The sequence below is a fragment of the Thioalkalivibrio sp. ALJ15 genome, assembly GCF_000383695.1.
Taxonomy (GTDB): Bacteria; Pseudomonadota; Gammaproteobacteria; order Ectothiorhodospirales; family Ectothiorhodospiraceae; genus Thioalkalivibrio.
Genome location: NZ_KB912058.1, coordinates 245,145 through 262,893 on the forward strand (window position 1 = coordinate 245,145; position 17,749 = coordinate 262,893).

Consider the following 17,749-nt stretch of genomic DNA (forward strand, 5'->3'; position numbering starts at 1 on the left):
CCATGTACGACCCCTTTGCCTGCCCGGAACGCGCGCCAACGGCCATGGGTACGCCGCGCCCGGCGCTGGATGTCGGTTTTACCCTGGACTGGAGCAGTGCCGAGGCGCGGCATCGCGAGTGCCTGTTCCTGCCGTGGCTGATGCCGGCGCACGACGTCTGGCCGGACGCCATCGGGTCGCAGCTGGCCGGCGTGGATGTCGGCGAGGCAGTAGACGTTCCGGGGGCACCTTTGGTCCCGGGGTGGGACCCGGCCGGGGAGGTCGAACTGCCGCCAGCGGCGTTCAATCGCCGCCTGCGCCGGCATCGGGTGGTGGAACCCCGGGCCGGGCGTTTCTATCCGCGTGCGTTCATCGCCGGCCATGCCGGCGTCGAGGCCGGCGACCGCGAGCTGTTCCGCGTTGGCGCGCTGGAGGACGCGCGGCTCGTCGCGGACCTGAACCATCCGCTGGCGGGCGTGGACCTGCAGCTGCGCGCCCGGGTGCTGGCGTGCCGCGAGCAGGGGCGCGACGACGATCGGGTGGTGGACGTTACCCAGATGCTGACCGCGCGCGGCCCAGGGATGCAGGCGCGCTGGCACGGGCGGCCGACGGACTTCTGGTCCGGAGATGCCTGCGAGCGCGAGGATCCCGCGCCTGATCGCGAGTTCTACGCAGGGCCGCGCATGGTGCATCACCTGGACGCCACGGCCCGTGCCCGGATCGCGGAGCTGTACGCCACGCTGATCCCGCAGGGTGCGCGGGTGCTGGACCTGATGAGCAGTTGGGCATCGCATCTGGACCGCCTGCAGTCCCCGGGGGCAGTTACCGGGCTGGGCATGAACCACGAGGAGCTGGCCGCCAACGAGACCCTGGATCAGGCTCTGGTGCACGACCTGAACCGACAGCCGGCGATTCCTCTGCCGCCCGCGAGTTTCGACGCGGTCGTGTGTACCGCCTCGGTGGAGTACCTGACGCATCCACAGGCGGTATTCGCCTCGGTGCGCGAGCTTCTGCGCCCGGGTGGGGTGTTCGTGGTGACGTTCTCCGATCGCTGCTTCCCGACCAAGGCGATTGCGGTCTGGGAGCCGTTGTATGACTTCGAGCGTATGGGGCTGGTGCTCGATTTGTTCCTGCGCGCAGGGTTCGACGACCTTTCCACGCTCTCGCTGCGCGGCCTGCCGCGCCCGCCGGACGACCCTTATGCCGGGCGCCTGGATTATGCCGACCCGGTGTTCGCGGTCTGGGGCCGGTGTCCGTGAGCAACCCCATCCGCATCATCGGCGTCGACTGTGCCACCCAGCCGCGCAAGACCGGGCTGGCCTGTGCCCGCTGGTCCGGCGACGACTTGCGCCTGGAGGAAGCCCGCCGCGCGCACCCGAGCGAGCCGGCGGCCGCGATCGTGGCCGGCTGGATGGATACGCCGGGACCCGTTCTGCTGTGCCTGGATGCCCCGCTCGGCTGGCCCAGCGCCCTGGCGCGGGAACTGTCGGGGCACCAGGCCGGTGCGGGCATTACGGCGGACGCGGATGCGATGTTCCACCGCCATACCGACCGGGTGATTCGGGAGCGCCTCGGCAAGCGCCCGCTGGAGGTGGGGGCGAACTTCATCGCGCGCACTGCGCTGGCGGCGGTCAATCTGCTGCAAGCGCTGCGCGACCAGAGCGGACGGGCGCTTCCGCTGCCCCGGGTTGCTGGGCCGGTTGCCGATTCAGCTGCGATCGAGGTGTATCCGGCCGCCCTGCGCAGGGTCCGTGGCTGGGATACCCGTGTCGATGTCCGGGCCCGGCTGCCCGAGGCCTTCGAGGGGCCCGTGCCAGACCTGAGTGTCGCCACCGACGATACGCTGGATGCGGCGCTGTGCGTGCTGGCCGGGGTCGATTTCCTGGCCGGACACGCAGTCGCGCCGACCGCGGATGAGGCGGCGCTGGCGGGCCGCGAGGGCTGGATCTGGTCGGCCGATCCGGACCCGTTTCGCAGGGAGGGAGATCGGCCCCCACGAACGACGTCTTAATCGGTAAACTGCGCGATGATTCGCAATGCCCGTGTCGCGGGCCGAACACAATGGGGAGCGCATGGCCGCAAGCAAGGCCAAATCCAGGGGCAAGGGCAGGAAGACGGCAGAGCCGGCTGCGGCACCCAGCCTGAGCGGGCAGTTGCTGCGCGGGCTGCGCGAGGGTGCGCTGCTGATCTTCGGCATGCTGGCGCTTTATCTGCTGGTCGCCCTGGTGAGCTATCACCCGGGCGATGCGGCCTGGTCCACCACCGGCGATGGCGAGAGCCTGCGCAACCTGGGTGGCACCACCGGCGCCTGGTTTGCGGACATCGCGTTTCACCTGCTGGGCTATCTGGCCTACCTGATTCCGCTGGCGGTCGGCGGCATCGGCTGGTGGCTGTTCCGGCATCGCCGCGAGGCGCGGATCGCCAGCCCGATGGAACTGACCGTGCGCGGGGTCGCGCTGATTGTGGCACTGATCTCGGGCGCGGCGCTGGCCGCGCTGCACCTGCTTCCCGGCGGGATGCCGGTGCACGCGGGCGGCATCCTCGGAGACCTGTTCGCCGGCTGGGCCGTGGCCGGGCTGAGCCTGGTCGGGGCGACGCTGGTGCTGCTGGCGCTGTTCCTGGCCGGGGTGACGCTGTTCACGGGCCTGTCCTGGTTCCTGCTGATGGACCGGCTGGGTCAGTTGACCATCCGTGGCTTCGAGCGGCTTCGCGCTCAGCTGGATTCGGCCCGGGATCGCCGCATCGGCGCGCGCGAGCGGGCCGAGCGCGAGACGCGGGTGGAAAAGGAGCGCAAGCGCACCGAGAAGCGCGCGCCCTCGCGCGTGGAGCCGCGCATCGAGGCGCCCGCGCCCAGCCCGCGCGTACAGAAGGAAAAGCAGGTCCCGCTGTTCACCGAAGGGTCCGGGGCCGATCCGCGTCCGCCGCTGTCCCTGCTGGACGAGGCGCCACCCCCGCCGGATGGCTTCTCGGAGGAGTCGCTGCAGGCACTCTCGCGCCTGGTCGAGCTGAAGCTGAAGGACTTTGGCGTGGAGGTCGAGGTGGTCGCGGTGCAGCCGGGCCCGGTGATCACGCGCTTCGAGCTGCAGCCGGCCGCCGGGGTCAAGGCCTCGCGCATCTCGGGGCTGTCCACCGATCTGGCGCGCTCGCTGTCGGTGATGGCGGTGCGCATCGTCGAGGTGATCCCGGGCAAGTCCACCGTGGGCCTGGAGATCCCGAACGAGAACCGCGAGATCGTGGCGCTCTCGGAGATCCTGCGCTCGGAGCTGTTCGACGCGAACAAGTCGCCGCTGACCATGGCGCTCGGCAAGGACATCGGCGGTGGCCCGGTGATGGCGGATCTGGCGAAGATGCCGCACCTGCTGGTGGCCGGGACGACCGGCTCGGGTAAGTCGGTCGGCGTGAACGCGATGCTGCTGTCGCTGCTGTACAAGTCCACGCCGGACGACGTGCGCTTGATCCTGATCGACCCGAAGATGCTGGAGCTGTCGGTGTACGACGGCATCCCGCACCTTCTGTGCGAGGTCGTGACCGACATGAAGGATGCCTCCAACGCCCTGCGCTGGGCGGTGGCGGAGATGGAGCGGCGCTACAAGCTGATGTCCGCGATGGGCGTGCGCAACATCGGCGGCTTCAACAAAAAGGTGCGCGATGCCGAGGCCGCCGGCGAGCCGCTGAAGGATCCGCTGTTCAAGCCGGAGGAGGCGCTGACCGAGACCGAGGCGCCGGATCTGGAGCCGTTGCCGTTCATCGTGATCGTGGTCGACGAGTTCGCCGACATGATGATGGTGGTGGGCAAGAAGGTGGAGGAGTTGATCGCACGCCTGGCGCAGAAGGCACGCGCCGCCGGCATCCACCTGATCCTGGCCACCCAGCGCCCGTCGGTGGACGTGATCACCGGCCTGATCAAGGCGAACATCCCCAGCCGTATCGCCTTCCAGGTCTCCTCGCGCGTGGACTCGCGCACCATCCTCGACCAGATGGGGGCCGAGCACCTGCTGGGCCACGGCGACATGCTCTACCTGCCGCCGGGCAAGGCGATGCCGGAGCGCGTGCATGGTGCCTTCGTCGGCGACAACGAGGTCCATCAGGTGGTGGAGTACCTGAAATCTACCGGCGAGCCGAACTACAACGAGGCGATCCTCGACGAGCCGGAGGCCGGGGCCGCCGCGATCCCGGGGCTGGAGGCACCGGGCGATGGCGAGACGGAGACCGACCCGCTTTACGACCAGGCCGTGCAGATCGTGATCGAGACGCGCAAGGCCTCGATCTCGTTCATCCAGCGCCGCCTGAAGATCGGCTACAACCGTGCCGCGCGCATGGTCGAGGACATGGAGGCCGCCGGGCTGGTCAGCCCGGTGCAGTCCAATGGCAATCGCGAGGTCCTGGTCCCGGGGCCGAACGACTAGGGAAACACTGATCAATGTACACGCTCGCGCTCGAGTCGCTTTTGCGTGCGAACAAGGCGCGGTGACTGCCGTGCAGTCATTCTGCACAAGGGAGCCGCAACGCCGTGCGCGCGCAAAAGCGGCCGAGCCCCTTCGGGGTTGGCACCCCAGGTTCCCCGATCCTGCGTTGCGCCGCTTGCAGGTAGAACCACTACCCGCTGCGCGACGCGCCTTGTCTCGGAAAACCTGGGGTGCCAACGCGAGTGTGTACATTAATCAGTGTTTCCCTAACGCTCGGCCGGGTCCATGTACCGGATCCTGTGATCCGGCTCGACCTTTCTGTTGTGGCATTCACGCCCGGTTAAGCGACCGGGCGCAGGATCATCGTAAACATGCAACTGGAGCCCGCATGACTGTCCGACTTGTTTCCCGCCTGCTGCTCGCCCTGGCCGCGACGACGATGTTCCTGTTCGCTGGACCGCTGGCGGCCGAGCGCGGCCCGGCGCCGGATGCGCGCGCGGCGCTGGACCGTTTTGTCGAGGGGCTGGAGACCTTTACGGCCGAGTTCACGCAGACGGCACGCGACGAGACCGGCTATGTGCTGCAGGAGTCCGATGGCTCGATGCAGCTGGGCATGCCCAACCGCTTGCGCTGGGAGGTGACCGAGCCCTTCCCGCAGACGATCGTGTCCGATGGCGAGGACCTGTGGACCTATGACCCGGACCTGGCGCAGGCGACCGTGCGCCCGCTGGGGGATGCCTTCGATGCGACACCGATCGCGGCGATCACCCAGCCCGAGCGGCTGGACGAACACTTCCGCATGGATGTGCTGCCGGTACGGGATGCCTCGGCCCTGCGCCTGCTACTGATCCCGCGCAACGAACAGGCGGACTTTACGCATCTCGAGCTGGACCTGACGCCGGATGGTGACCTGACCCGCATGGCCTTTCGCGACATCTTTGGTCAGGAGACCGAGATTCACTTCGAGCGAAGCGAGCGCAATGCGCCGGTCGACGAGTCCGTGTTCACCTTTGATCCGCCATCCGGGGTGGATATCTATCGGCCGTAACGCACCATTCGCCGCGCCGTGGGAACCCTTGATGGGATTCGCCTGGCTCATCCCATCCTACGGCGCGGGGGTGGGGGGGATTCAGGAGCGGGGCGTGCCCAGTGACTGTTCGATGCGGTCGGCGATGGCGGTGATGCGGGCCGGGCCGGTCTGCTCGGCACGTTTGAGCTGCTCCTGACAGTCGAGCATCTCGTGAGCGAGGTTCAGCGCCACCATCACGGCAATGCGCTCGGCGCCGACCACGCGGCCGGTGTCGCGCAGTTCGCGCATGCGCTCGTCGACCAGGGAGGCGGAGGCGAACAGGTCGGCGCGTTCCTCGGGTGGGCAGGCGATCTGATATTCCTTGCCCAGGATCGAGACGCGTACGGGTTCGGACTGGCTCATTCGCTGTGCTCCATCGACCGCAGGCGGGCGATCATCGTCTCGACCCGGTGGCGGGCCTGTTCGTTGCGTTCCTTGAAGGCCGCGCGCTCGCTTTTGAGCTGACGAATCTGCTCGTGCAGCAGATTGTTCTCCTCGCGCAGGGCGGCATGTTCATCGAGCAGCCGCGTAATCGCGGTCTCGAGGCGCTCGACGGGATCGTGGCTGGAATCCTCGGACGACATGGCGACAGGCCCCGGTTCGGTGAAGGCGACCGCGCACGGCGCGCGACGTAGTCCATGGAGTCTAGGAGGCCCCCCCGCAAATCGTCAACTTGTGTGACCTTTTTGCGGGAGCGCCTTCACTATTGCCATCCGCGACTGCCGGCGGCGACAGGGCCAAACGCGCGCGGACACGGCGCTTTGTTGCGACTCCTATGGCGGGCTGGTCACAATAGGCGGCATATCATTTCTCAGGAACTGCCGCGCCCATGACCCAGCCCCCCGAACCCGACCCGCAGGCCACCGTGATCGAGGGCACCGCCCACAACGGCAAGCCCTGCCGCATCGTGGACAATACCGGGGCGATCCCGCGCGCGGATCTGGAGCAGCTGCTGGCGGACCTGATCGCGGAGAAGCGCTTTGGTCTGAATGCGCTGTCGGCCACCGGGTCCAGCGCGATCAAGCTGGGCGAGCCGCAGTTCACCCATCTGCAGGTCGGTGACGACCTCTACCGCTTCCTGCTGTTTCCGTACGAAGCCCGTCTGGAGTCCTTCTGATGGCTGCTCCGACCGGCGAATCGACCAAGGCGCGCGGCGGCCTTGAATCCGACCCGACCGCGCTGGCCGAGCAGCTCGCGCATGGCCTGCGCCGCATGGGCTTCGCGCAAACGCCGGCCTCCGCCCACGGGCTGTTCACCGGCTGTGTGGTCGCGGACCCCGGCGCGGATGTCGAGGCGCTGGAACAAAGCCTGGGCGAGGCGCTGCCGCTGACCGATGCCGCGCCGGACGACTTCCGCGCGACGGTGGAGGCGATCCGCCGGGCACTGCTGGCGCAGCTGTACGACGTCGAGCTCGGCTTCGGGCCCCTGCTGCCGGAGGACGAGCCGATCGAGGCGCGTGCCCAGGCCCTGTCCGAGTGGGTCGACGGCTTTATCTCGGGTTTCGGGCAGATGCCCCGGCTACAGCAGATGAAGCCCTCGGCCGAGGCCAGCGAAATCCTGCGCGACTTTGCCGAGATTGCGCGCATCGAACTGGAGCCGGAGGACGACGAAGACAACGCCGCCGCCTTCGAGGAACTCAACGAATATGTGCGCGTCGGTGTATTGCTGATCGCCGACGAGCTCGCCCCGGACGACCCGAAACGGATCCCGATGCAATGAATGCCCCCACGCGCCCCCCGCTGCCCGGCAAGACCCCGACCATCACCCTGGCCGAGTTCGCCCGGCGGCGTCAGCGCCTGATGCGCGGCGTGGGTGGCGACTCGATCATCGTGGTGCCCGCGGCGCACGAGCAGGTGCGCAATCGCGATGTCGACTACCCGTTTCGACAGAACAGCGACTTCCTCTATCTGACGGGCTTCCCGGAGCCGGATGCGGTCGCCGTGTTCGTCCCCGGACGCGAGGCCGGGGAGTACATCCTGTTCTGCCGCGACCGCGACCCCACGCAGGAGACCTGGCAGGGGCGGCGCGCCGGACCGGACGGGGCGATGGAACATTACGGCGCGGAGTGCGCGTTCCCGATCGAGGACATCGACGAGATCCTGCCGGGCCTGATGGAGAATCGGCGCGTGCTGTGTGCCCCGTTCGGGCGTGACGAGGCGCTGGACCAGCGGCTGTTCGGCTGGGTCAACCTGGTCCGCGCGAAGGCGCGCAACGGCGTGCGGGCCCCGCATGAATACGTCGCGGTCGAGCACTACGTGCACGAACAGCGCCTGTTCAAGAAGGCACCGGAACTGCGCATGATGCGCCACGCGGCGGCGATCTCCTGCCAGGCCCATATCCGCGCGATGCAGGCGGCGCGACCGGGCGTGACCGAGTTCATGGTCGAGGCCGAGCTGCTGCACGAGTTTCACCGCCATGGCACCGAGCCGGCATATCCCTCCATCGTCGGCGGTGGCGAGAACGGCTGCATCCTGCACTACATCGAGAACCGCGATGTCCTGAACGACGGCGACCTGCTGCTCATCGATGCCGGCTGCGAGGTGCAGGGCTACGCCTCCGACATCACCCGCACCTTCCCGGTCTCCGGCCGTTTCAGCGACACCCAGCGCGAGGTCTACGAGTGCGTGCTGGCCGCCCAGCACGCGGCCATCGAGCAGACCCGCCCGGGCAACCACTGGAACGACCCGCACGATGCCGCGGTGCGCGAGCTGACCCGCGGGCTCAAGGATATGGGCGTGCTCAAGGGCCGGCTCGACAAGCTGCTCAAGGACCACGCCTACCGGCCTTTCTATATGCACCGCACCGGCCACTGGCTGGGGCTGGATGTGCACGACGTCGGCGACTACCGCGTCGGCGACGCCTGGCGCCTGCTGGAGCCGGGCATGGTGACCACCGTGGAGCCGGGCCTCTACTTCGGCCCGTACTCCGAGGCCCCAAAGGCCCTGCGCGGCATCGGCATCCGCATCGAGGACGACGTCGCCGTCACCCGCGACGGACACGAAGTCCTCACCGCCGCCTGCCCCAAGACCCCGGACGACATCGAAGCCTGCATGGCCGGCAACCTCCCGGGCTGGACCTGACCATGCGCTCCCGCCCAAACCCGGCCAACCCCAAAACCGCAGGGTGCGTTGAGCCCCGCGAAACGCACCGATCGCTGGGGTGTGCCCTCGCCCCTGATGCGATTCGCTGCGCTCATCCGCATCCTACGAAGGTTCGTGGCCCCAGGTACCGTCATCGCGAGGTGCGCAGCGCCGCGGCGATCACCTTCCACAGCCACCGGACCCCGCCGCTGCGCCAGCGTCCGGAGATTGTCACGGCCCCTCCGGGTCCTCGCTCCCGCCAAAGCCTGGCCCACGCTAAAACCGTAGGGTGCGTTGAGCCCCGCGAAACGCACCGTTCGCTGGGGCGTGTCCACACCCCGGATGCGATTCGCTGCGCTCATCGGCATCCTACGAAGGCGCGGCGGGACCGGCCCTTGTGGGAGCGGGCTTGCCCGCGAACGGCCGCCCACGACGGCCTGCCGGTCTGACATGAGCACCCAAACCTCCGACATCGCTATCATCGGCGGCGGCCCGGTCGGCAGTCTGGCGGCCGCAACTCTCTCGCGGGCCGGCTACTCCGTGGCCCTGTTCGAGCGCGGAGCCGCGCCGAATCCCGGCACCACGCGCCCCGACACCCGCGGCTACGCCCTGGCCGCCGGCTCCGTCCAGCTGCTGGACGACCTCGGCTACTGGTCCTCCGTGGCCGACCAGGCCACCCCCATCCGATCCATCGTGGTCAGCCGTCGCGGCGGGCTGGGGCGGGTCCACCTGAACGCGCGCGACCACGGACGCGCCGCGCTCGGGCAGGTCGTCCCGGCCGCCGCCCTGGACCCGATGCTGAACGAGGCCTGCCGCGCGGCCGGCGTGGAACTGCACTACGACTCGACCCTGGCCGGCCTCGATCCGTCCGAGGGCGATCGGCGGACGCTGCACATCCAGGGAGCAAAGGGCGAGGCGACCTGGTCCGCCCGTCTGATCCTCGCGGCGGACGGCGTGAGCTCCCCGGCCCGCAAGGCCCTAGGGTTGCCGGTGCAGCGGCTGCGCTACGACGCCGATGCTTTGGTGTTCGACGTGCGTCCGGACCGCCCGCACAACGGCCAGGCCTTCGAGCGCTTCACCGACGAGGGGCCACTGGCCCTGCTGCCGCAGGCCGATGGCCGCATGAATGTCGTCTGGGTGGCGCCGCCGCAGACTTGTGAACAGCGCCTGGAGCAGGGCGAGGCGGAACGCCTGCGCGAGTTGCAGGCCCGCTTTGGCTGGACACTCGGGCGCCTGCGTCCGGCGGGGCCGGTCGTGCGTTTCCCGCTGGAGCGCGTCCACGCGCCGGACCCGGTCGCCGAGCGTGCGCTGCTGCTCGGCAATGCCGCGCACTCCGTGCATCCAGTCGCCGGGCAGGGGCTCAACCTGTCGCTGCGCGACGTGGCGGGCCTGCTTGGTGCGCTGCGCACGGGCCGGCAAGTCGATGGCACGCCCGCGTTTGCCGCTGACCCGGGTGCGGCGGCCGTTCTGGAGGCCTATGCAAAGGATCGGCGACAGGATGTGGGCAGCGTGGTCGCGGCCACCGATTTCCTCGCCCGGGGCCTGCTGCACGCCGCCGGGCTGCGCGGCCACGGGCTGGGGGCCGGCATGATGGCGGTCGATCGCCTGCGCCCGGCACGCGATGCCCTGGCCCGTTCCGCAATGGGGCTAGGTCCGCTGCCGCGCCATACGCTCGCCCATCTACCCGCAGCCGGGCTGGGCACGCCATGACTAAAGACAGCCACGACGAAACGCTGGACGTGCTGGTCGTGGGCGCGGGCGCCGTCGGCGGGGCGGTTGCCCTGGGCGCCGCACGGCAGGGCCTGCGGGTCGGCGTCCTGGAGCGCAACACCGCGCCCCAGTTCGATCCGGAGACGGCGCCGGTCACGCGGGTCGCCACGCTCAACTCCGCGTCCATGGCCTTTCTGGACGAACTGGGCGTGCGCGAGGCGCTGGAGCAGCGCCGCGCCCATGCGTTCTCCGGCATGTACGTCTGGGACGCCAATGGCCCCGGCCATATCCGCTTCGATGCGGACGCGCTGGGCGTGCCGGCACTTGGCTGGACGGTCGAACTCGCCGCGCTCGAGTCGGTGCTCTGGACCGAACTCGAGGCCGCGGGCGTTGCCCTGTATCCGCAGACCGAATGGAAAACCCTCGACCGCCGCCCCGACCGGGTCGATGTGTACGCCGATCAACGACAGCCGATCGCCTCGGCCCGCCTGCTGGTCGCGGCCGACGGGGCGCGTTCCCGTGTCCGAGACTACGTCGGTATCCCGTTTACCGGCCACGACTACGATGCGCGCGGCATCGTCGCGACCATCACCACCGAGCACCCGCACCAGGACACCGCCTGGCAGCGCTTCGTCGAGGACCGGATCATCGCGCTCCTGCCGCTGGCGGACGGGCGCTGCTCCATCGTCTGGTCGCAGCCCGAATGGCCGGCCGCCGAAGACACCCTGGCCCTGGACGACGCCGCCTTTTGTGCGGCCCTGGAGCAGGAGACCGATGGATGCCTGGGCGCGATTACCGCAACGTCCCCGCGCGCCAGCTTCCCGCTCACCGCCCGGCACGCCAAGACCTACCACTCCGGCCGTGTGGTACTGGCCGGCGACGCCGCCCACACCATCCACCCGCTGGCCGGGCAGGGCCTGAACCTCGGTCTGGCCGACGCCCGCACACTGGTCGACGGGTTACGCGGCCCCGCCCGCCACGACCCGGGCGCGGAGACCGTCCTGCGCGCCTACACCCGCGCCCGCCGCCCGGAAAACGCCTTCATGCAACGCGCGATGGACGGCTTCAAGCTCCTGTTCGGCACCCAGGCCGCCGGTCTCCCCGAACTACGCGGCCTCGGCCTGCGCCTGGTCGACCAGGCCGACCCCGTCAAGCGCCGCCTCGCCCGCCGCGCCTTCGGCCTCGATTAGCGCAATCGCTGCCACACCCCCCCTGTAGGAGGCCAGCCCTCTGGCCGATTGGGGCTGGTCTGACGTTTGATCGGCCAGAGGGCTGGCCTCCTACAAGCCAAGGCCACCGACCTCGACAACCCAGGCGCCGGTTCTCCCTCAGCTGTCGGCTTTTCGCAACAAAGCTTCCGAGATGCGTGCGTGCCAATCCCTTGTCGCGCATATGCAACAGCGTTTCGGGTGGCTAATGCCATGCCCGAGGCCGCCTCGTGGCCTACATTTTCTTTATATAACTACACCCTTATATGCGGCTTGCGTCACAGCTTTTCGGCGTCGTTGGGGTTTTCCATTCCCTTATGTATTCAACAGCTTGTAGCGGCATCTTGCTTTGCCTTCAGCCCGTATCCACGGCCTTTCCCCGGTTGCGGCAGAGCAAACTTCCAACGCAATCGACATTTTTTCGCCACAAAGGGTTGAAATGCGACACCGTGGTGTATATAAAACACCTGTCATTCGCGGCATCGACCGTGGATGCAGGCGTAGAAACGAACCAAACACCTCTCCTGGGAGATACGCAACATGAAAAAACAGATTCTCGCAGTCGCCGTTGCCGGCGCCTTCGCGGTCCCGGCCTTCGCCGCCGCGGACTCCAACGTCACCCTGTTCGGCCAGCTGCAGACGCAGATCGTCCACCACAGCGGTGGTGATCTCGATAGCGGCTTCCGCATGCACGACGGTGGTTACGTCGGTGGTGCGGACGAAGGTGGCCTCTACGGTGCCAACCCGAACCGTATTGGCGTGATGGCCAGCCATGACCTGGGCAACGGCCTGAAGGCCTTCCTGAAGGTCGAGCAGGATGTCGATACCCGCCAGGGCATGAACCGTGGCGCCCGTGACCAGTTCGTCGGTCTCGAAGGCAACTTCGGTCGCATCCAGGCCGGCCGCATGGCTTCCCCGTACGTGACCGCTGGCAAGGATCCGCTGAACGGGACCTTCATGCAGGGTCGTACCAACGGTGCCCGTCTGGCCCCTCTGGGTGGCCTTGGTGAAGGCTCCTATCTCGACAACGGTCTTTCCTACAGCAACAGCTTCGGGATCGTGAGCCTGAACGTTGCGGCCTTCGTCGATAACGCCGACGACAGCGACAGCGCCCTGGCTGCTCGCCTGAACTTTGACCTGGACCCGGTCGAACTGTACATCGCCCATAACCACGCTGATGGTTACGTGGCGCATCCGTCCTGGGAATTTGACAACCAAGGCAACGTCACGACTGAAGGTGGTGATTTCCGCGCTACCAAGATCGGTGCCGATTTCCGTACCGGGCCGTTCCGCCTGGTCGGTGAAGTGACCGACTTCAAGTGGGAAGATGGCGACGGCAACACCCAGGGTGAAGGCAACACCTACTTCCTGTCCGGTACCTACACCATGGGTCGCAACGACTTCGTGTTGAACTTGGGGCACACCCGTAACGACGATGCCGGTAACGTCGACTATGCCGCGATTGCCGTGAAGCACAACTTCAGCAACCGTGTGATGGGCTTCGCCGGTGTCGCGTACTCTGACTACGATAATGACGCCCCTGGCTACTCCCGCGCAGTGTCGGCTAACGTGCTGACGGGCGATGACAGCAGCTCCACCTCCTTCACCGGTGTTGGTGCTGGTCTGCGGGTGTCCTTCTAAGCCCGAGCACTGCTTACAAGCGGTATAACAACAAGCACCAGCTTGTTTTACGGGGCCCCCAGGGGCCCCGTTTTTTATGCACGACCTTCGGCCCCGTTCGGGGCTTTTTTGTGGTTCATCGCGCATTACCGGGGAACGCGGCGCGGATTTTGAGGAAGAAGTATTCCTGGTCGCGGTAGCCGTAGGCGCGGCGTTTGATCACCTTGATGGTGTTGTTGATGCCTTCGACAACGCTGGTGTTCAGCCGATACCGGCAGCGCGAGACGATGCCGGGCAGGTAGGGCTCCAGCAGGCGTGCGAAGCGCTGCAGAGCATGAATGCCACTCTCCTGTGCCTGCTGCACCCATTGCCGCCACGCCTGGCATGTGCGCTCGGGGCTGCGCTGGAACCAGAGCCGCTTGAGCTCGTCGCGTAATAGATAGACTGTCAGCAACGCCTGGTTGGCCTGCAACAGCTCGTCCAGGTGGACCGCCTGGCCGGCGTTCAGCGATGCCCGGTTACGCAGCAGCAACCAGCGGCTGGACTTGATCACGCGACGGGCCTGTCGGTCCTCGCCCAGACGCTTCGCCTCGTCAACGCGCACCCGGTCGATGACCTCGCGGCCATACTTGGCCACCACATGGAACAGGTCGTAGACGATCTCGGCCCGAGGACACTGCGCCCGTCCGTGAGGCAGAGGGGTCAGACCTTGCCTTTTGCCTTTTTCGCTACGATGCGGCTGATGCGGGAGGGGTGCAGGCCGAAGTAGTCACCGATGTTCTTCAGGGTGTACCCGCCGCTGGCGTAGGCGTGCTGGATGGCCTCGTTGCGTGGATACCGTGCTGCTAGTTCGTTGAGGGGTGGCGGGGTGGGGCGCTGCTGTGCTTTGGGATGTTCGATCTCGGGTTCGCCTTGGCGGTGTGATAGCTGACGTTCGATGAAATCATCGGAGCCGAGATAAAGCTGTGCCTGCAGTTGGCTCCACGGGGATTCTTTGCCGATGCCCTCGGCGACAAATTGCTGATATGCGGCCGAAGGTTTCGGTCCGAATTGATCCAGTACGCGATCCGTCGTCAGCCACGGTGGTGCGCTGGTCAGCCCGGCCGTCGCGGTGTAACTGCTCCATTCCCAATCCGCAGGACGTTCGACGAGATGGGCGCGGACCGGATTGAGCACGATGTAGCGCGCCAGTTCGAGCAGGTAGGACTCGCGTTCCACCAGGATCGCCTTGTACCGGCCCTGGAGAACGTGCCCCACGCGACTATGCCTGCGGTTGAACCGCTGTGTGTAGACGCCATTGAGCCACTGCATGCCGCGGGAGAGGTTCGCGTCCGGGGTTTCAACGAGCAGGTGATAGTGATTGCCCATCAGGCAGTACGCGGACAGGACCCAGTTATATCGCTGTACGGCTTGAGCCAGGGTGTCGAGAAATCGCTGATGATCCACCGCATCCATGTAGATCCATCCGCGGCGGTCGCCGCGCGCGGTGACGTGGTACAGCGCCCACGGGTACTCCAGGCGTAGTGGTCGGACCATCCTTGTCCCTCCGGCATATCCCTGAGGACGGAGTACACCTCAAAGTGGGATGCGATGCCACTCGATTGGCTGGATTCGCAGCGGAAGGCAAAAGACAACAAGGTCGATCCCCCGCAGCCAGACGCTCAGGCCTGTTCGAGTCGCCGGGACTGGCGCCGGAGGGCAAAAGGCAAGGTCTGACCCCCAAGCCGAATGACTGACCCCCAAGCCGAATGACCCCCAAGCCGAAAGGCATTCGGCTTCACCGGGCGATGTTCAGCGGGGAGAGGGGCAAAGCTCCAGGATCTGGTTGAGGATCTCGCAGGCGTCCTGCAACGCCTCCAGGGTAACAGTACCGGTCGGATGTGGTCTGGCGTTGCGTTGGCGCCAGTCGAAGGATTTGACCTGATGGCAGAGGATGTAGCTGGTTTTACCGTCCCGAGTGGTGCCCGCGACCACTGCGAACGGGTTGGAGGCGTTGTAGTCCGCAGTGGTCATTGGCAGACCCAGGACCAGGGAGGTCCGAGCATTGAATGCGGTGGGAGAAAGAACAAGAAAGGGGTGGATGTCCCGCATCTCGCGCCCTGCCTGAGGGTTACAGTCAATCCAGATGATGTCCCGCCGCTTGGGTACCCAGTCCTTGGGTATGCGTTTTCCTACCATCGTTCGTTTCCAACGCTCTCCGTGGGCATTGCCTCACCACCATGAAGGTCCGGATCGAAGCCCTCGAGTCGTTGTTTCAGGCTCATGGTCTCGTGCTTCTCGGGCCGGATTACGATCTGGTCGCCTTCGACGGAGACGATGACCGACTGGTCGGCTTTCAGATGTGCCGCTCGAGCGATGGCTGCAGGCAGCCGCACCCCCAGATTGTTGCCCCAGCGTTTAATGTTCAGTCTTGTCTCAGCCATTTTGAATCCGTCCAATGTATAAACGCTGTTTAAACAATCGTATCATGCGCCAAGGTTGGCGAACCAGATTGGTCCGGCCGCCTCCGATTGTTAGTCAGTGGTCGTTGGGTTTATTCCACGTGGTCGACGCGAATTTCGAGGTGCAGGGCGTCGCGTTCGCGGGTGGTGCGACGGGAGGCTATACCGCGTTCGTCGAGGTCGAGGGTGCGGCCCACTCCGGCGAGTTCGTGCCATGCACCGGGGTCGATGGTGATGGAGGATTCGAGGGACTGGCGTTCCACGCGGCCCATGGGGGTGGCGGGCGGCTGTTCGTGCAGCTGAAAGATATCCACCCGTATGCGGCCGTCGGCCTGGGCGTGGGGTTGCACGCGAAAGCCGCGGGTGGTGTCGCGAAAGACGGGTTCCATGCCGAAGCCGGCGCGGCCGGCGAATACGCGGAAGCCGTGGGCCTCGGTCTCGCCGACCAGGATGATGGCCTCGGTGCCTTCGCGCAGGCGGATCTGCTGGGTCTGGTCGTCGTGGCGGGTGGTGGTCCAGCGCCGGGCGGTACCGCGGGCCTGGGTGCCTTCCGGGCCGGACTCGATGTCGATCCCTGCACCGGTTTCCTGCCGGGGGCGCTCGCTGCTGCGGCGTACCGAGAGGACGAGATCCTGGGCGCTGTGGTCGAGTTCGGCCACGACCTCGCGGATCTGCACGAGGGTCCGCGCGTCGGCGCGAACCAGGAGGCGGAACCCATCGGCGCGCAGCGTGGCGGCATTCCCGAACAGGCCCTGTAGCTCTGGCAGGATCTCGGCGGCCGGGCGATTTTTCAGTGGGAGCACGGCGACCTCGGCCTGTGGGTCGCGGGCCAACGCGGGTGTCGAGAGTCCGGGCAGTAGCAGGCTCCCCGCCAGGATGCGCAGGGTGCGGCGCCTAGACCATGAGCCTGCGCAGTTCGATCGCTTCATCGCTGAGACTCCAGTTCGCCTCGAAATCCAGGGCGGCCCGCTGGGTGCCCCCACGATCATCGACATCCCCCCGAAGGATTCGTTGCCCTCCAGCCTGCGTCAGCTGCATCCAGCCGCTGTGGTCAGCGATTGCGGTCAGCGTCAGGGGGCTCTCCTCGGCGGCATCGAGCCGGCGCACGGTGACGGCGGTGGGCAGACGCTTGATGGTTTCGACCAGTCCAGGGATGCGATCCCGCAGCGCCAGATCGTCGTCCACCAGAATGCGGATGTCCGTATGCCGGTGGCGGCGCGCGATGTTGGCCAGATACGAGCCCAGCTCCAGCCCGCGAAACTCCGCCAGGAGTCCCACGCGCGCATGCAGCCAGAAGCGCCGCCGGGTTTGGTCCAGCAGCTCCCCGAGCAGCACGGCGGCATCTTCCATCACGGGGTCGGTCGTCGGTTCGGCCATGCAGTCGCCTCCGGGCAGGGTCTCTACTCAGCATAGGCAACTACCGCCCATCGCGCATCTACGCGCATGCGCAGTCAATGGAGATGGATGATTCGGTTCGAGCGGCTGTGCGGGAAGGGGCCGTACCAACAATCGTGTTCACCCACAGCGTGGTGTTCGGCACGGGACCATTGTCCCGAGTATTTTCGGAGGACTCGCAACTCGCGAGCAGGTGTTGGTTACCTGGCCTGCGCCAGGGGCTGGCGGATGCGGCGGAGCATGCGGCGGTGGGGGATGCCGGCGTCCTCGAAGGTGTCGGAGATGATGAAGAAATCGTGCTGGGCGTAGAAGCCCAGGCGGGTGTTCTGGGCGTTTAGCCAGACCTCGCGCCAGCCGTGGCGGATGGCGGCCTCGACGGCGTAGTCGAGCAGCCGCGAGCCGATGCCGTGGCCGCGCCAGGGGTCGCGCACGGCCATGCGCCCGATCTGACCGGAGGGCAGCATGCGCAGGGTACCGATGGGTTCTTCGCCGGGGCCGATGGCCAGCCAGTGCAATGCGGTCACATCCAGACCGTCGAATTCCAGCGGTTCGGGGACGCCCTGTTCGTCGATGAAGACCTCGCGTCGGACGGCGGAGATGGCTTCGGCGTCGGCGGGCCAGCTGGCCTCGCGGAACTGAATGCGTTGTTGCATGGCTGGGGTCCTCGACCAATCGGGGCTCGACCACACGGGGCGGGTGGTGGGCGGATCCCGCTTTCCATGAGCCCGGAAATTTGCATTCTAGTCGACGAATCCAGAACCGTCCTGTGACTGGTGTCCCAATAAACTGGTGATTGGGTACCAGTTTGCGCTCATCGGTGGGGAGGGGTCTTGAGAATCTT

Annotated in this window: 18 protein-coding genes and 1 pseudogene; 10 read left to right on the forward strand and 9 right to left on the reverse strand. The window is 67.0% G+C overall.

What is annotated here, in order from left to right:
* Positions 1–2 precede the first annotated feature (2 nt).
* The 4 genes from G015_RS0107940 (at position 3) to lolA (ending at position 5,433) form a co-directional block, all read left to right on the forward strand.
* Positions 3–1,238, forward strand: a complete 1,236-nt coding sequence (locus G015_RS0107940) for a methyltransferase domain-containing protein (RefSeq protein WP_020146427.1) — start codon at positions 3–5, stop codon at positions 1,236–1,238.
* A complete protein-coding gene (locus G015_RS0107945; protein WP_020404934.1) occupies positions 1,235–1,990 on the forward strand; it encodes a DUF429 domain-containing protein in 756 nt (251 codons plus the stop codon). Before G015_RS0107940 ends, G015_RS0107945 begins: the two co-directional genes overlap by 4 nt.
* Before the next feature lie 25 nt (positions 1,991–2,015).
* Positions 2,016–4,385: a DNA translocase FtsK gene (locus G015_RS0107950; RefSeq protein ID WP_020146428.1), complete on the forward strand. Its 2,370-nt coding sequence runs from the start codon at positions 2,016–2,018 to the stop codon at positions 4,383–4,385.
* Between the two features lie 388 nt (positions 4,386–4,773).
* Entirely contained in the window at positions 4,774–5,433 is a 660-nt protein-coding gene (gene lolA, locus G015_RS0107955) for an outer membrane lipoprotein chaperone LolA (RefSeq protein ID WP_020146429.1), read from the forward strand.
* Between the two features lie 81 nt (positions 5,434–5,514).
* Here the strand turns inward: lolA and G015_RS0107960 are convergent, their stop codons facing one another.
* Positions 5,515–5,817 carry a cell division protein ZapA gene (locus tag G015_RS0107960; RefSeq protein WP_018175510.1) on the reverse strand — a complete coding sequence of 101 codons (303 nt, stop codon included), beginning with the start codon at positions 5,815–5,817 and terminating at the stop codon, positions 5,515–5,517.
* The gene (zapB, locus tag G015_RS0107965) at positions 5,814–6,038 is read right to left on the reverse strand and encodes a cell division protein ZapB (RefSeq protein WP_018138362.1); all 225 of its coding nucleotides are present in this window, start codon (positions 6,036–6,038) and stop codon (positions 5,814–5,816) included. The genes G015_RS0107960 and zapB overlap by 4 nt, the downstream gene beginning before the upstream one ends.
* 245 nt (positions 6,039–6,283) lie before the next feature.
* Between zapB and G015_RS0107970 the strand changes: the two genes are divergently transcribed.
* From G015_RS0107970 to G015_RS0107995, 6 genes are all read left to right on the forward strand, one after another.
* Positions 6,284–6,571: a hypothetical protein gene (locus tag G015_RS0107970; protein ID WP_018175511.1), complete on the forward strand. Its 288-nt coding sequence runs from the start codon at positions 6,284–6,286 to the stop codon at positions 6,569–6,571.
* Complete coding sequence (locus tag G015_RS0107975; protein ID WP_018138364.1) at positions 6,571–7,173, forward strand: UPF0149 family protein; 603 nt, start codon at positions 6,571–6,573, stop codon at positions 7,171–7,173. The genes G015_RS0107970 and G015_RS0107975 overlap by 1 nt, the downstream gene beginning before the upstream one ends.
* Positions 7,170–8,534 (forward strand): Xaa-Pro aminopeptidase, encoded by a 1,365-nt coding sequence (gene pepP / locus G015_RS0107980; RefSeq protein WP_020146430.1) that lies wholly within the window; start codon positions 7,170–7,172, stop codon positions 8,532–8,534. The genes G015_RS0107975 and pepP overlap by 4 nt, the downstream gene beginning before the upstream one ends.
* Before the next feature lie 450 nt (positions 8,535–8,984).
* Positions 8,985–10,244, forward strand: a complete 1,260-nt coding sequence (locus tag G015_RS0107985; protein ID WP_020146431.1) for an FAD-dependent oxidoreductase — start codon at positions 8,985–8,987, stop codon at positions 10,242–10,244.
* Positions 10,241–11,434 carry an FAD-dependent monooxygenase gene (locus G015_RS0107990; protein ID WP_020146432.1) on the forward strand — a complete coding sequence of 398 codons (1,194 nt, stop codon included), beginning with the start codon at positions 10,241–10,243 and terminating at the stop codon, positions 11,432–11,434. The genes G015_RS0107985 and G015_RS0107990 overlap by 4 nt, the downstream gene beginning before the upstream one ends.
* Positions 11,435–11,992: 558 nt before the next feature.
* Positions 11,993–13,093, forward strand: a complete 1,101-nt coding sequence (locus G015_RS0107995; protein ID WP_020146433.1) for a porin — start codon at positions 11,993–11,995, stop codon at positions 13,091–13,093.
* A 115-nt stretch (positions 13,094–13,208) separates the two neighbouring features.
* Here the strand turns inward: G015_RS0107995 and G015_RS13620 are convergent.
* The 7 genes and pseudogenes from G015_RS13620 to G015_RS0108030 form a co-directional block, all read right to left on the reverse strand.
* Positions 13,209–13,757 (reverse strand): annotated as a pseudogene (locus G015_RS13620) (ISL3 family transposase); the annotation flags it as partial.
* Positions 13,758–13,774: 17 nt separating this feature from the next.
* Entirely contained in the window at positions 13,775–14,608 is an 834-nt protein-coding gene (locus G015_RS0108005; protein WP_020146435.1) for a transposase, read from the reverse strand.
* 255 nt (positions 14,609–14,863) lie between these two features.
* Positions 14,864–15,250, reverse strand: a complete 387-nt coding sequence (locus G015_RS0108010; RefSeq protein ID WP_020146436.1) for a type II toxin-antitoxin system PemK/MazF family toxin — start codon at positions 15,248–15,250, stop codon at positions 14,864–14,866.
* A complete protein-coding gene (locus G015_RS0108015; RefSeq protein WP_020146437.1) occupies positions 15,244–15,495 on the reverse strand; it encodes an AbrB/MazE/SpoVT family DNA-binding domain-containing protein in 252 nt (83 codons plus the stop codon). The genes G015_RS0108010 and G015_RS0108015 overlap by 7 nt, the downstream gene beginning before the upstream one ends.
* Before the next feature lie 110 nt (positions 15,496–15,605).
* Positions 15,606–16,442 carry a secretin N-terminal domain-containing protein gene (locus G015_RS0108020; RefSeq protein ID WP_038050110.1) on the reverse strand — a complete coding sequence of 279 codons (837 nt, stop codon included), beginning with the start codon at positions 16,440–16,442 and terminating at the stop codon, positions 15,606–15,608.
* Positions 16,408–16,890, reverse strand: coding sequence for a hypothetical protein (locus G015_RS0108025; protein ID WP_018174146.1), 483 nt, complete (start codon positions 16,888–16,890; stop codon positions 16,408–16,410). The genes G015_RS0108020 and G015_RS0108025 overlap by 35 nt, the downstream gene beginning before the upstream one ends.
* Positions 16,891–17,108: 218 nt before the next feature.
* Positions 17,109–17,561, reverse strand: coding sequence for a GNAT family N-acetyltransferase (locus G015_RS0108030; RefSeq protein WP_020146439.1), 453 nt, complete (start codon positions 17,559–17,561; stop codon positions 17,109–17,111).
* Positions 17,562–17,749: the final 188 nt, after the last annotated feature.

What these genes read in the sequence shown, in the direction of transcription:
- G015_RS0107960 (WP_018175510.1), bottom strand. Translation starts at nt 5,817, where the DNA reads ATGAGCCAGTCCGAACCCGTACGCGTCTCGATCCTGGGCAAGGAATAT.
- G015_RS0108015 (WP_020146437.1), bottom strand. Translation starts at nt 15,495, where the DNA reads ATGGCTGAGACAAGACTGAACATTAAACGCTGGGGCAACAATCTGGGG.
- zapB (WP_018138362.1), bottom strand. Translation starts at nt 6,038, where the DNA reads ATGTCGTCCGAGGATTCCAGCCACGATCCCGTCGAGCGCCTCGAGACC.
- pepP (WP_020146430.1), top strand. Translation starts at nt 7,170, where the DNA reads ATGAATGCCCCCACGCGCCCCCCGCTGCCCGGCAAGACCCCGACCATC.
- G015_RS0107950 (WP_020146428.1), top strand. Translation starts at nt 2,016, where the DNA reads ATGCCCGTGTCGCGGGCCGAACACAATGGGGAGCGCATGGCCGCAAGC.
- G015_RS0107990 (WP_020146432.1), top strand. Translation starts at nt 10,241, where the DNA reads ATGACTAAAGACAGCCACGACGAAACGCTGGACGTGCTGGTCGTGGGC.
- lolA (WP_020146429.1), top strand. Translation starts at nt 4,774, where the DNA reads ATGACTGTCCGACTTGTTTCCCGCCTGCTGCTCGCCCTGGCCGCGACG.
- G015_RS0108005 (WP_020146435.1), bottom strand. Translation starts at nt 14,608, where the DNA reads ATGGTCCGACCACTACGCCTGGAGTACCCGTGGGCGCTGTACCACGTC.
- G015_RS0107995 (WP_020146433.1), top strand. Translation starts at nt 11,993, where the DNA reads ATGAAAAAACAGATTCTCGCAGTCGCCGTTGCCGGCGCCTTCGCGGTC.
- G015_RS0108025 (WP_018174146.1), bottom strand. Translation starts at nt 16,890, where the DNA reads ATGGCCGAACCGACGACCGACCCCGTGATGGAAGATGCCGCCGTGCTG.
- G015_RS0108020 (WP_038050110.1), bottom strand. Translation starts at nt 16,442, where the DNA reads ATGAAGCGATCGAACTGCGCAGGCTCATGGTCTAGGCGCCGCACCCTG.
- G015_RS0107985 (WP_020146431.1), top strand. Translation starts at nt 8,985, where the DNA reads ATGAGCACCCAAACCTCCGACATCGCTATCATCGGCGGCGGCCCGGTC.
- G015_RS0107940 (WP_020146427.1), top strand. Translation starts at nt 3, where the DNA reads ATGTACGACCCCTTTGCCTGCCCGGAACGCGCGCCAACGGCCATGGGT.
- G015_RS0108030 (WP_020146439.1), bottom strand. Translation starts at nt 17,561, where the DNA reads ATGCAACAACGCATTCAGTTCCGCGAGGCCAGCTGGCCCGCCGACGCC.
- G015_RS0107975 (WP_018138364.1), top strand. Translation starts at nt 6,571, where the DNA reads ATGGCTGCTCCGACCGGCGAATCGACCAAGGCGCGCGGCGGCCTTGAA.
- G015_RS0108010 (WP_020146436.1), bottom strand. Translation starts at nt 15,250, where the DNA reads ATGGTAGGAAAACGCATACCCAAGGACTGGGTACCCAAGCGGCGGGAC.
- G015_RS0107970 (WP_018175511.1), top strand. Translation starts at nt 6,284, where the DNA reads ATGACCCAGCCCCCCGAACCCGACCCGCAGGCCACCGTGATCGAGGGC.